At 53.2% G+C, this 12576-nt stretch carries 11 protein-coding genes, 1 pseudogene and 1 riboswitch; of the genes and pseudogenes, 5 read left to right on the top strand and 7 right to left on the bottom strand.

Translation table 11 applies throughout. The annotated features are described in order from the left end of the window. The 5 genes and pseudogenes from ABYA77_RS08990 to thiC form a co-directional block, all read right to left on the bottom strand. A pseudogene (locus ABYA77_RS08990) lies at positions 1 to 560 on the bottom strand (DUF2235 domain-containing protein); the annotation flags it as partial. Positions 561 to 702: 142 nt separating this feature from the next. Further along, positions 703 to 1512 carry a 3',5'-cyclic-AMP phosphodiesterase gene (gene cpdA, locus ABYA77_RS08985; protein ID WP_372965619.1) on the bottom strand — a complete coding sequence of 270 codons (810 nt, stop codon included), beginning with the start codon at positions 1510 to 1512 and terminating at the stop codon, positions 703 to 705. A gap of 178 nt (positions 1513 to 1690) precedes the next feature. Then, the gene (locus ABYA77_RS08980) at positions 1691 to 2176 is read right to left on the bottom strand and encodes a DUF1249 domain-containing protein (RefSeq protein WP_372965618.1); all 486 of its coding nucleotides are present in this window, start codon (positions 2174 to 2176) and stop codon (positions 1691 to 1693) included. Next, positions 2173 to 2793: an NUDIX domain-containing protein gene (locus ABYA77_RS08975; protein ID WP_372965617.1), complete on the bottom strand. Its 621-nt coding sequence runs from the start codon at positions 2791 to 2793 to the stop codon at positions 2173 to 2175. The genes ABYA77_RS08980 and ABYA77_RS08975 overlap by 4 nt, the downstream gene beginning before the upstream one ends. A 35-nt stretch (positions 2794 to 2828) precedes the next feature. Next, on the bottom strand, positions 2829 to 4706 hold the full coding sequence (gene thiC / locus ABYA77_RS08970; RefSeq protein ID WP_372965616.1) for a phosphomethylpyrimidine synthase ThiC: 1878 nt from the start codon (positions 4704 to 4706) through the stop codon (positions 2829 to 2831). Between the two features lie 79 nt (positions 4707 to 4785). Beyond that, a riboswitch (TPP riboswitch) is annotated at positions 4786 to 4898 on the bottom strand. 190 nt (positions 4899 to 5088) lie between these two features. Between thiC and ABYA77_RS08965 the strand changes: the two genes are divergently transcribed. Further along, positions 5089 to 6450 (top strand): TolC family outer membrane protein, encoded by a 1362-nt coding sequence (locus ABYA77_RS08965; RefSeq protein WP_372965615.1) that lies wholly within the window; start codon positions 5089 to 5091, stop codon positions 6448 to 6450. A 47-nt stretch (positions 6451 to 6497) separates the two neighbouring features. Here ABYA77_RS08965 and waaA read toward each other — a convergent pair whose 3' ends face one another. After that, complete coding sequence (waaA, locus tag ABYA77_RS08960; RefSeq protein WP_372965614.1) at positions 6498 to 7751, bottom strand: lipid IV(A) 3-deoxy-D-manno-octulosonic acid transferase; 1254 nt, start codon at positions 7749 to 7751, stop codon at positions 6498 to 6500. Between the two features lie 102 nt (positions 7752 to 7853). On the opposite strand from waaA, the gene lpxL reads away from it, so the two are divergent. The 4 genes from lpxL to ABYA77_RS08940 are packed head-to-tail and all read left to right on the top strand — an operon-like array spanning position 7854 to position 11901. Beyond that, on the top strand, positions 7854 to 8816 hold the full coding sequence (gene lpxL / locus ABYA77_RS08955) for an LpxL/LpxP family Kdo(2)-lipid IV(A) lauroyl/palmitoleoyl acyltransferase (RefSeq protein WP_372965613.1): 963 nt from the start codon (positions 7854 to 7856) through the stop codon (positions 8814 to 8816). 3 nt (positions 8817 to 8819) lie between these two features. Continuing rightward, entirely contained in the window at positions 8820 to 9782 is a 963-nt protein-coding gene (locus ABYA77_RS08950; protein ID WP_372965612.1) for a mitochondrial fission ELM1 family protein, read from the top strand. Next, positions 9779 to 10897 (top strand): glycosyltransferase family 4 protein, encoded by a 1119-nt coding sequence (locus ABYA77_RS08945; protein WP_372965611.1) that lies wholly within the window; start codon positions 9779 to 9781, stop codon positions 10895 to 10897. Before ABYA77_RS08950 ends, ABYA77_RS08945 begins: the two co-directional genes overlap by 4 nt. Then, positions 10879 to 11901 (top strand): glycosyltransferase, encoded by a 1023-nt coding sequence (locus ABYA77_RS08940; RefSeq protein WP_372965610.1) that lies wholly within the window; start codon positions 10879 to 10881, stop codon positions 11899 to 11901. The genes ABYA77_RS08945 and ABYA77_RS08940 overlap by 19 nt, the downstream gene beginning before the upstream one ends. Here ABYA77_RS08940 and ABYA77_RS08935 read toward each other — a convergent pair. Then, the gene (locus ABYA77_RS08935; protein WP_372965609.1) at positions 11894 to 12556 is read right to left on the bottom strand and encodes an SGNH/GDSL hydrolase family protein; all 663 of its coding nucleotides are present in this window, start codon (positions 12554 to 12556) and stop codon (positions 11894 to 11896) included. The two genes, ABYA77_RS08940 and ABYA77_RS08935, sit on opposite strands and share 8 nt — an antisense overlap. Between the last annotated feature and the right edge of the window lie 20 nt (positions 12557 to 12576).

Here is a 12576-nt window from a genome sequence, read left to right as displayed (position 1 = left end):
GCAAGCGGGGCCACTGACTGCGCGGGGAAACTCGTGTTTGAGTTTTGGGATGTCGATCGTTGTTGGCGAGCCTCCTTTTGCTGTTTCTCGCGATACTCTGCATCAAACTGGCAGGCACCCAAGTGCCCTACACCCCCAATGCCTTGGGAGGCGAGTTGCTGCGGTGTAATGCCGTGTCGATTGAGTGCTTCCACGTTGCTGTGGATTTCGGAGTTAGCCACATCTTCACCTAAAACCCACTGGCCCTGCCCTTCGCCAGAGTTCTGCCAATACACCACCGGAGCTGAGGGCTCACCATCAACAACCTCATGGACTAACCAGAGTTCGCCATCATCAATTCGACGCACGGCCTCCTCAACTAACGCGGCACGGTAGTTTCTTGAGGCACGGCCACCACCGGGAGACGAATGGGATCGCCCAAGTAAGCGCTCAAGATCGCTGTTGTTGCCATTATGTGCGTGATCAAGGATCAGGCTTTTAGCTTTGGAGGCTGCAAAAAAAGGAGATTCCAGCTTGGGCAGGTCTGCGGCGCGCAAGTCCCAGGTGCTTACAATTTTCATGGCTCGTCATCCGTTGACTGAGGGCATTCATCCTTGTGAAATCGTATTCACAACGTTGCTATTGTAACGAACTGATCATCCCGATCAGTGAACTGCCTTCCAATGACACGCTGAAGGCTTGAGGGCGGCGAAGGTTTTTCAGTCAGTACCCGGAACTGTTTTCATCCAGTTCGAACTCAAACTGGGTCGCCCTTCGGACCTCTGTATAAATACTTCCTGAAGGATCTAATTCAATCCACCGATAGCCTGGCGCACGGGGCTCTACCGAGAAGTCGCTGGCCCCGGCGGTAAACTGGATGCACGTGGAGGGGGTGGCGAGCAATTGAACACCATTCCGCTCCTGCTGCAGTTCTTGATGAATATGCCCCCACAATACGACTTTTACCTGTGAATGCTTGTCAATAATCCGCCAAAACGCCTCTCGGGTTTTCAGACCAATTTTTTCCATCCATTCGGAGCCAATGTCCACGGGGTGATGATGCAGGCAAACCATGGTGGGCAGTTCAGGCTGTTCAGCAAGAGCGTTGTCAAGGTAAGCAAGCTCTTCGTCTGACAACTCACCGAACACTTTTCCATGAACGGAAGAGTCGAGCATTACGAAATGCCAGCCGCCCTGCAGCCACTGGCGATGTTTTGCCTGAAACTTCGCAGCAATCACATTCATCAGCGGGGTGTCGTCGTGGTTGCCTGCTATCCAGAGGGAGGGGCACTGGAAAACCTTTAACTGCTCGCCGAAATACCGATAAGCTTCGGCTGAGGCATCCTGAGAGAGATCCCCGGTCGCAAGCACCAGGTCTGGCTGGCCGTGCACTCGCAGCACTTCATCAATCACCGCGGCCAAGCTGTCTCGGGTATTAACGCCCAGCAAGGCGCCATCCGCCTGAGCGGTCAGGTGGGGGTCAGTCAACTGCAGTACCCGCAACGGGCGTTGATGAGATTCAGTGTTGGTCATGCAAGTCCTGTTGTTGTTCTTTGCAACCGGTTAAAACCGCCTCTAAGTGTACGATGCTCAGGCGCTATTCGATTAACGATGAATGGAAGGTAGGTCACACTCTCATCAGTCGCGCCAAAGATTTTTCAGTTTTTGACAACTATGACACAGGAAACCGTGCCTTCAAGAGGGGTTCTGATCAGCCTCTGCCCTGACCAATGGTCCAGGCAGCATGTTCCATGGGCAGGTGGCCGAAACGCAGACAATAGTCCAGCCAGTCGGCCAGAAAACCGTTCACCTGAACCTTTTCGTCCGGGTGGTGCATAAAGCGATTGGGGTAGTCATTCACCGGTGCAATTTGCCGATGGCGGTAACAACTGATCACTTCTGCCATGGTGGCATCGTGATAAACACGAACCGTCATGCGTGGGTTATTGAGCCACCGGCCACTATTGTGTATCTGTTCCAATAGCAGGGTTTCAGTAAACCTGGCCGTTTCCAGGCATTCTATCCGCACTCGGCCTAAGTACTGGTCTTCCCTGTGCAACTCAATTTCACACGCTGACTGGTCGTCTGACTCCAGCTTCCGCAGTTTACGAAGCCTGTGATAGTTGCCATCACACAATGCCCCAAGTTGTCGCAGGTCTGGCACGTAGCGCTTTGGGCGCTTTACCCACTCCGTCATGCCCGCCACTCCCGCCGCAGTCTGTCGCGGTTCAGTTGTAGCCACTGGATAGCGATAATGGCCGCAGCGTTATTGATACGGCCATCGCTGATCATGGCGAAGGTTTCTTCAGCAGAGACGACATGGGAAAGGATATCTTCATTCTCGTGCTCCACTCCGAACATTCCGCCAGCATCAACTGTGCTGATCTGGCCACAGTAAAGATGGATCATTTCTGTCGTGCCGCCCGGGGACACCAGGTAATCACAAATTTTATCAAGGCGACTGAAGGTCAGGCCGGCTTCCTCCTGACCTTCACGCTGAGCCACCTCTTCCGGGCTTTCTCCTTCTTCATTCATACCGGCAACCAGTTCAAGCAGCCAGGGTGACTGGTTGCGGCCAAGGGCCCCCAGGCGAAACTGTTCCAGCAAAACAACTTCGTCTCGCTCGGGGTCATAGGGAAGTACGCAGGTTGCGTCACCGCGAATGAAAAGTTCGCGGGTGAAGATGGGCATTTCACGGCCATCAAAGCGCGGGTGAGTCAGCCAAAGCTTATCCATGCGGAAGAAGCCCTGGAAAACGGTTTCGCGCTTTTCGATCTTGACGTCAGTTGCGTTGAACTGGAACAGTTTGGGCATGGGCGTTTCCGGTTGTGTGTTCGGTTTAGAACCAATCAGACCTTATCGTAAATTTTTCCGCCTGACTCCACAAACTCCCGTGATTTTTCCTGCATTCCGACATCAATCGCAGACACCTCGTCAATGCCATTTTCTGCTGCGTAATCCCGCACTTCCTGTGAGATTTTCATAGAGCAGAACTTAGGTCCACACATGGAGCAGAAGTGGGCAACTTTGGCGGAATCCTTGGGTAGTGTTTCGTCGTGGTACGCCCTCGCTGTATCCGGGTCCAACCCCAAATTAAACTGGTCCTCCCAACGGAACTCAAACCGCGCCTTCGACAAAGCATTATCGCGAATCTGGGCACCGGGATGGCCTTTTGCCAGATCGGCCGCATGGGCGGCGATTTTATAGGTAATGATGCCCGTTTTTACATCGTCTTTATTGGGTAAGCCAAGGTGTTCTTTCGGCGTAACGTAGCAAAGCATGGCACAGCCAAACCAACCAATCATTGCCGCACCAATGCCCGAGGTGATGTGGTCGTATCCCGGCGCAATATCGGTAGTTAGTGGCCCGAGCGTGTAGAACGGAGCTTCGTTACAGCACTCTAGCTGCTTATCCATATTTTCTTTGATCAAATGCATGGGCACGTGGCCAGGGCCTTCGATCATGCATTGTACGTCGTGTTTCCAGGCGATTTTGGTGAGTTCCCCCAGGGTTTCCAGCTCACCAAACTGAGCTTCATCATTGGCATCGGCGATGGAGCCAGGCCGCAGTCCGTCACCCAGGCTGAAGGAGACATCGTAGGCTTTCATAATCTCGCAGATGTCTTCGAAGTGCTCATACAAGAAACTTTCTTTGTGATGAGCCAGGCACCATTTAGCCATAATGGAACCACCTCGGGAGACAATGCCAGTGGTTCGTTTAGCGGTAAGTGGCACGTGGTGCAAACGCACGCCAGCGTGAATGGTGAAATAATCCACCCCCTGCTCAGCTTGTTCAATCAGGGTATCCCGGAAAATTTCCCAGGTCAGATCTTCAGCGACCCCTCCGACTTTTTCCAGTGCCTGGTAGATAGGAACTGTACCGATAGGAACCGGAGAATTACGGATGAGCCATTCACGGGTTTCATGAATGTTCTTGCCGGTGGACAAATCCATGATGGTGTCAGAGCCCCAGCGAATACCCCAGGTGAGCTTTTCGACCTCTTCCTCTATAGATGAGGTAACCGCAGAGTTACCGATGTTGCCGTTGATTTTCACCAAAAAATTGCGGCCGATAATCATCGGCTCAGATTCCGGGTGGTTAATGTTAGCGGGAATAATCGCCCGGCCCTTTGCCACTTCGCTACGTACGAACTCGGGCGTAATTTCTGGCGGGATACTGGCGCCGAAAGATTGGCCCGGGTGCTGCTGTTCTGCCAACCCCTGTTCACGGGCCTCCTGAAGCTTCATATTTTCCCGGATGGCAACGTATTCCATTTCCGGGGTAATAATCCCTTGGCGGGCATAGTGCATCTGGCTCACGTTCTTGCCCGGCTTTGCTTTCAGGGGCTTTCGTTCATCCATAAAACGAAGCGGATCCAACAAGGGATCTTTCATTCGGCGGCGAGTAAACTCTGAAGTGTAGTCGCTCAGCGGCTCTACATCACCGCGTTCGGCAATCCAGTTTGCTCGAACCGGTAGCAGGCCTTTACGCAGATCAATCTTAGCCTTCGGGTCCGTATATGGCCCCGAGGTGTCGTACACCACTACAGGAGGGTTCTTTTCCCCGCCCATTTCAGTAGGGGTATCCGCCACGGTAATTTCCCGCATTGGCACCTGAATGTCAGCTCGGCTACCCTGCACGTATATTTTTTGTGAGCTTGGTAATGGTTTGATTGCTGCGGAGTCCACTTTCGCGGAGTCACTGAGGTATGCTGGCATGTCCGTCATGTACGGCTCCCGGAGTATCGAAGTGTCGGGTCGCGCATGACGGAGCAGCACCAGAAAGCCATAAATTGCTTTCTGCGAGTGTTCGTATGGTCTCGATCCCTACGCCGGTATTATCCGGGTCAGGTCGCGGGTTCTGCGTTGCAATCTCAGCCTATCGCCAGTTTTGGCGAATCAGCACCCCGTCAAGACGCGATTCATTATCTCGTTTGTTGTTCACACACTATGTGAGCTTTTCAAGTGTAGAGACGGGGCTCATTATTGTCCATAATGAACCACCGATACTTTTGGGTCACTGCAGAGCCGTGCCTTTGCTCTCCAGAATGGCCTTTCGATTCCTGTATCCAGATCACGGATGCCCGGAGATAGTTTGTCAGGAGAAACAATGAAAAAACGCTTACTTCCAGGGCTGATCACCCTGCTTGCAGCTCAGCCTGCATTCTCTCTGGATTTGATAGAAACCTATGAAAAGGCTCTGTCTTACGACTCCGGTATTGCTTCGGCCATGGCGCAGTTTCAGGCACAGCAGGCGGCCAGTGATATCAGCAAGGGATCACTGCTGCCACAGGTCGGTGCTTTTGCAGATGCAAACCATATTGATTTTGATGCGAAAAACGGCGCGGGAGATAGTTACAAATCTCTGAACTACGGCATTCAGCTCACCCAACCTGTTTTTCGCGCTGACAACTGGTTCCGCTACGATGCCAGCCAGTTCCAGACAGAAGCAGCACAAGCCCAATACAACCTGGCACAGCAGCAGCTGATTCTGGATGTTGCCACAGCCTACTTCAACGTGCTGCGCGCTCAAGATACTGTCACCACCGCGCAAGCTACGGAAGCCGCTATCCAGCGCCAGTATGAGCAAGCCCAAGAGCGCTTCGATGTTGGCCTGATCGCGATCACAGAGGTCTATGAAGCACGTGCCAGCTATGATGACAGCAAGAGCCAGCGCATTGCGGCAGAAAACCAGACGAACGTGGCACTAGAGCAACTGGCCAGATTGACCGGGGAATATGCGGAAGACCTGGAAAACCTGAGAGAAAATTTCCCTCTGGGACGACCTGACCCAATGGACCCATCTTCTTGGGAAGCAACCGCGCTGAATCAGAACTGGTCAATTCAGGCTGCCATGTTTCAGTTAAACGCCACTGAAGCCAACCTTAAAGTGGCTAAATCCGGCCACATGCCAACGCTTGACCTGGTTGCGTCTTACGGAGAAACCGAACTTGACGGTTCCAAAACACCTCAGCAAGAAGGCACACAAGGCATCATTGGCCTGCAACTGAATGTTCCTCTGTATATGGGTGGAAGCATTCAAGCTGGCGTGCGCCAACAACGCTCACTTGTTACTGTGGCCGAACAGGACCTGAACACCATTCGCCGCGATGTACGGGTAAATACGAGAAGTCTGTATCTAACCGTTAACAACAACGTGGAAACCGCTTCTGCCCTTGAGCAGACAATCATATCCCGCCGCAGTGCACTGGATGCCACTCGCGCCGGCTACGATGTAGGTACACGGAACATTGTAGAAGTGCTGGATGCAGAACGGGCTTTCTATGTAGCTCTGCGTGATTACGCCAATGCCCGTTATGATTACGTGATCAATTCTCTGCAACTGAAGCAGACAGCCGGCACCCTAAGCCCGCAGGATCTGATTGACCTGAACAACTGGCTGAGCGAAAGCGCCCGGGGCATTGAAGCTCTGGCTGAAGAGGGAAAAACACTGGAAAACCAAGGCCAGTAATATCGGTCTGCCCCCATAAAATACCCGGGCAGCACCAAGCCCGGGTATTACACCCTTTCGATAATTCCGTCGACAACTTTATCCAACGCGCCCCGGTTCTTATTCACTACCGCCAAGGCCCGCTTTCCGTAGGCTTTGCATTCTTCAGGGTCTGCCATCAGGTGACTCACGGCTCTCGCCAGGTCAGCGCCTCCCTGCACTATCTGAACCCCCTGATCCGCCACCAGCCGATCGTATATGGTTTCAAAATTAAACACATGAGGCCCGGAAAATACCGGAATACCCCATGCCGCAGGCTCTAGTGGGTTATGACCACCCCGTTCTATCAGTGAACCGCCGACAAAGGCAATATCGCTGGCACCATAAAGCATCATCAATTCTCCCATGGTGTCCCCCAGATAAACCTGCACGTTCTCCGGGCTTTCGTTTTTCGAGCGCCGGGCAACACGAAACCCTTTGTCTTCGGCCATTGCTGCAACGGAATCAAAACGCTCCGGATGACGGGGGACGATGATCAGCAGAGCGTCATCGTGATGTTCAATAATACTCTGGTGAGCACCCAACAGCTGTTCGTCTTCACCGCTGTGGGTGCTACCTGCAATCCAGACTTTCCGGCCTTCAAGAATTTTCCGGACCGCTGTAGATGCTTTTCTCACATCGTCAGGAATATCCACATCAAACTTCACACTGCCGGTGACTTCAACGCGATCAGCAGCCACTCCGATACGACGAAACCGTTCCGCATCCGGTTCCGCCTGGGCAGCTACCCAACTGATGCTTTTCATCACCGGAGCAGCAAGGCCTTTCACCTTTTCATACCCCACCGCAGAGCGTTCAGACAAGCGCGCGTTTATCAAAAACACGGGTACCCGGCGCCGTCGGCACTGACGAATCATATTGGGCCAGATTTCAGTTTCAAGAATAACGAGAATGCCCGGGTTGACGTGATTCAGAAAACGACGAATGGAACCAGGCGTGTCGTAGGGAGCGTAAGCATAGGCAACCTTGTCACCAAACATTTTCCGGGCCTGAGCCAAGCCAGTGTCCGTCATAGCGGTTAGCAGGATGGTTGCACCAAGTTCCTTTGCCAACAGTCGCCGGACCAAGGGGCCTGCGGCAATGGTTTCACCCACAGAGACCGCATGCACCCAGATAACCGGCCCGGAGATGCCAGGGACCATACCCAGCCGATGCTGCCAGTCCCGGCGTAAATCCGGAGCCTTTCGGCCTTGCCACCAAAGCCGGATCAGGATAAAGGGCAGAGCCAGCCGGATAAGCTGGGAATAGATAAAATGAAACACGCAGGACTCCCGGCAAAACAGTGCGTTATGATAAGACTAAATTTGTCGAGGGGTTGCATCTTGCCCCCGAGCTAAACGTTTGTCGATGCAGGATTCACGATTTTGAAAAAGAAGTACCGAAAGCTACCCAGAAACACCGACTACTCAGCTTACCGCCATCCTCGCTGGTGGCCAACCTGGCTGGGCATGTCTCTTATGTGGCTCATCGCCCAGCTGCCTATTCGCTTTCAGTGGTGGCTGGGAAAGCTCGCTGGCCTGCTCGCCTGGAAACTGGCAAAAAGCCGCCGCCACATCACCGAAGTAAATATTCGCTTATGCTTCCCGGAACTCTCAGCGGACCAGCAGGCAGAACTGGTTCGAAAAGCATTTATCGCCAATGGCATCGGCCTGATGGAGCTGGGCATTGCCTGGTTCCGTGATCCCAAAAAACTCACCAGCATAACGAAAGTTCATGGCCTTGAGCATCTCGAGAAGGCTCTTGAAGATGGCCATGGTGTGTTGCTCCTTGGCGGCCACTACAGCACTTTAGATCTCGGCGGCAGCCTGGTCACCGAGTTCATAGAAGCTGATGTGATGCAACGTGATCACAACAACCCACTGACCAATGCGGTGATGACCCGGGCCCGGGGCCGTCGGTATGGAACCGTTTTAAGCTCGAAAGACCTGCGAGGGCTGTTTCGCTGCCTCAAGAAAAACAGGGCGGTCTGGTACGCCACCGATCAGGACTACGGCCGGAAAGACATCGTATTCGCACCCTTTTTTGGCATCCCCACTGGCACCATCACCGCCACGTCACGGATTGCTGACCGGAGCAAGTGCAGAGTTGTTCCATTCAGCCACTTCCGCCGCGAAGGCAAACCTGGCTACGACATATATTTCCATGCCCCATTGGACAACTTTCCAAGTGGCGATGACCTGAATGATGCAACTCGTATCAACGCCATCATTGAACAAGAAATCCGAAAGGCTCCAGACCAATACCTCTGGATGCACCGCCGTTTTAAAACCCGGCCAGACAAAAACGATCCCGGCTTTTACGGGCGCGCACGAAAGAAAAAGAGGTAACGAGTGAATCCTGAGATGAAGGCGCCATCTGTCTGGCTCATTACCGACAACAAACCAGGCCATAAAAACCAGCTTAAAGGACTGGGCAACCGCTTGCGGGTGCTCTCCGGCGCCAGCATTCACTGGATCAATTCAGAAGATTACCCGACACCACTCTGGCGAGCCTTGCTAAAAGTTGCGCCAGCCATGGCCCCATCACTCCCACCACCGGCTCTGATCATTGCCGCAGGCTCTGGCACTCACCGACTGCTGCTGGCACTGCGCCGCTATAGGAAAGCCCGCACCGTGGTTCTGATGAAGCCAGCATTTCCTCTTTTCTGGGTAGACGCCGCCATTATTCCAGCTCATGACAAGGCAAAACCTTCTCGCTCCACCTTGATCACTGAAGGCGTTGTCAACGCCATAACCCCAATGGCCAGGTTGACCAGCAAACCGGAAGCACTGGTTCTGACTGGCGGCCCATCCCCTCACTTTAACTGGGATGACGATGCCGTTTTTTCCCAAATCAGCGACCTGATCGCCCGCTATCCAGAGTGGCGATGGACCATCAGCGACTCTCGCCGCACTCCAGCAGCCTTTAGCGCCAGGCTTGATGAACTGCACAGCCCCAGGGTGACCGTTATCCACCATAAAAACACTCATGACAGCTGGCTAAACCACCAACTGGCGGCATCAAGAGCCGTCTGGGTAACGCCGGACAGTGTCTCAATGGTTTGCGAAGCGGCCACATCCGGTGTACCGACGGGCTTGCTGGATCTGCCACCACAGTCTGGCAGCCGGGTAGCAAATGGCGTCAACCGGCTCGCCAAACTTGGCATTATCGCCCACTGGAGCGCCCACAGCAGCATAATGAATGAACAGCTAGAGCGACACACACAGCTCTGGGAAGCAGACCGGGCAGCCCGCTGGTTAATAAGCAAGTTTCTGAAAAGTTCCGGAAGCGCCAAAAAGGAGAGCTCCCATTGAGAATACTTCAGGCACTTCCCGCCCTTTACAGTGGTGGAGTGGAACGAGGTACCGTGGAATTCGCCGCGGAACTGATTAAGCGTGGGCATGAGTCTTTTGTGGTTTCCAATGGCGGCCCAATGGCTGAACAAGTACGCGGCCAGGGTTCTACCCACATTCATATGCCGATTCACCGCAAGACTCCGGCCTCTTTTGGCCAGATCCTTCCCATGCGGAAACTGTTAATGGATCTCAGGCCAGACATTGTGCACGTCCGCTCCCGCATGCCCGCGTGGATTATTCATCTTGCATTGAAAACTCTACCGGAAGAACAAAGGCCTGCTGTTGTTTCGACCTTCCATGGCATGTATTCGGTGAACCCTTACAGCGCCATTATGGCCAAAGCAGATCACGTGATTGCAGTCTCCAACTGCGTAAAAAACTATGTGCTGAAGAACTTCCAGGTGCCGGAAAATAACCTGACTGTCATCCAACGGGGGGTGAATATTGAAGCCTTCCGTCAACGCTCGATTAACCAGCAGTGGCTTGAGATACTCCTTTCACGTTTCCCTCAGCTCGCTGGCAAAAAGATCATAATGATGCCAGGCCGTATTTCACGATGGAAAGGCCAGCTGGATTTTCTTAAAGCGATGAACATTATTATCCGCCAGCGCCCGGACTGCCACGGCATTATCGTAGGCGGAGCTGAGCCGGGAAAAGAGCGCTTTCTTCAGGAGCTGGAAACCGAGCGCAGCCGGCTTGACCTGACCGACAAGGTATCCTTTCTGGGCCAACGCAACGACATGACCAACCTGTACCTGCTTGCGGATGTGGTTTGTCATATGTCGACTAAGCCGGAACCCTTTGGCCGCACCGTCACCGAAGCCCTGGCTTCCGGCACGCCCGTGGTGGCGTACGACCGTGGTGGCGCCGCTGAAACATTGCAGGCTTGCTTTCAGGATGGCTTGGTGCCGCCTGACGATACTGAAGCCTTTGCCAAAGCAGTCTTAAACTTGCTCGACAGGCCGAAGCGTGAGGTTGAACTGCCAGAGCGGTTTTTATTACGGGCGCAGACGGAAGGCACACTGGCCATTTACGGCAAGGTACTGGCTAAGAAATGTCAGCAACCAAGATGAAGACCCTCATGCTGATGTTGTCGGATAATCCCGGAATCGGCGGTCTTGAGAAACATACGCGGGAACTGGCAAAAGAAATAACCGCACTCGGTCACGAGGTTGCTGTCGTGGCCGCACCACAGCACGTGGAAGATCTGAATGGCCCCACCGGCTTCCCAATAAACGCAAACCGTTCCCGGAACTCCCTCACCCTGCTCATATCGATCTTGCGCATTATCCGGGCTGGAAATTACGAAATCCTCCACGCACAAGGCACCAAAGCAGCGTTCGTTCTGCAAAGGCTAGCGCCTTTTATCAAGAGGCAGGTACGAATAGCAAGCATCCATGGCTTCAAGTCACGCTACCCTAAAGCCGGAGCCTTTCATCAACTCATTGCCGTCAGCAAAGCTCTCGCAAACGATATAGCCCAACCCGGAGTAACCGTTATCTATAACGGCGTATCCATCGCCGGGCAAGCTCCAGCCCAACGCCCTGACGGGCTAGATAGCCCGGTATGGCTGGCCGTTGGCAGGCTTGCCCCGGTAAAGGGCTTCGACTTCCTGATCAAAGCCTTCCAGTTTTGCCCGGGAACCTTGCTCATTGCGGGCGAGGGCCCCGAGCATCAACGGCTTCAGTCACTCATTAACGCTACAGGTCAGTCTGACAAAGTAAAACTTTTAGGCTTCAGAACTGACGTACCCGCATTAATGTCAGCCGCAGATGGCGTCGTTATCAGCTCTGAACGGGAAGGGTTCTCTTATGTATGCGCAGAAGCGCTTATACTCGGCAAACCCGTCATCTCCACCAACGTGCCTATTGCTAACGAAATCCTGCCAAAAGAGCATATATTCCAAGGTGGTGAACCCGCTCACTTTGCGGCTCTTCTACAACAGAACCCTGCTGTTTTAGCCGATAGCCAAGCCGGTGCCCGGGCCTTCGCCTTTAACAGGCTGTCTTTATCCGCTATGGCAAGCAACACACTCGAGGTTTATCAAAAAGCGTCAAAAGGCCTTGCGCTCAACTAGCGCTCGCCTGAAGCGCTCTTTTTACGGCATCAGCAACCAGTTCATGCCCTGCAGCCGTCAAGTGAGTCCCGTCGCTCATTAAAGCTTGATGGCGATGCGCCCATATATCCTCGTATGTGTCCACGTACAGCACCCGTTCGTGCTCATAAGCTATCCGGGCAAGAATCTGGTTATAGCTTTTTATTCTGCCATTCCGGCTCTCGTCAAGATTGGGTGCCGTTGCAACTAAAACAAACTGAGTATCTGGTGCAGAAGTAATCACTGCGTGGAGGTTGTTCATGTACTCTGTCGGCGGAACCTGCTCAACCACGCCAAAACGCTTTTGCAATTGCCAGGTTCTCGCAAACTTCTTCATTTTCTTTACGAGCTTCCGAGCCAACTTCCTAAGTGGATAGTCAGGGTAATAAAGCACATAGGGAGCGCCGCGAAATGTCAGCCAAGAATCCACTAAGCCATACTGGATAAAGGCGACATCATACTGTGCAGCAGGAAATGAACGATTATACTGAAGCAACTCGCGGGTAGTGCTCATCGTGTGGCCACAGTTGGTCAGTTCCAACTGCATCGACTCACTGACAATTTCAGGCCATAAGGGAAAGTGCTCCGTTTTTAGCCCTTCCGTATTGCAATCCCCGTATGCTATTGATCGACTCACACTTTCACCCTGAATCATAA

The organism is Marinobacter sp. (assembly GCF_041595835.1).
Classification (GTDB): Bacteria; Pseudomonadota; Gammaproteobacteria; order Pseudomonadales; family Oleiphilaceae; genus Marinobacter.
This window is presented reverse-complemented; position numbering and strand designations above follow the sequence as displayed.

Excerpts from the sequence above, each read along its gene's own strand:
- thiC (WP_372965616.1), bottom strand. The coding sequence starts at position 4,706 with ATGACGGACATGCCAGCATACCTCAGTGACTCCGCGAAAGTGGACTCC.
- ABYA77_RS08980 (WP_372965618.1), bottom strand. The coding sequence starts at position 2,176 with ATGACGGAGTGGGTAAAGCGCCCAAAGCGCTACGTGCCAGACCTGCGA.
- ABYA77_RS08975 (WP_372965617.1), bottom strand. The coding sequence starts at position 2,793 with ATGCCCAAACTGTTCCAGTTCAACGCAACTGACGTCAAGATCGAAAAG.
- ABYA77_RS08940 (WP_372965610.1), top strand. The coding sequence starts at position 10,879 with ATGTCAGCAACCAAGATGAAGACCCTCATGCTGATGTTGTCGGATAAT.
- cpdA (WP_372965619.1), bottom strand. The coding sequence starts at position 1,512 with ATGACCAACACTGAATCTCATCAACGCCCGTTGCGGGTACTGCAGTTG.
- ABYA77_RS08965 (WP_372965615.1), top strand. The coding sequence starts at position 5,089 with ATGAAAAAACGCTTACTTCCAGGGCTGATCACCCTGCTTGCAGCTCAG.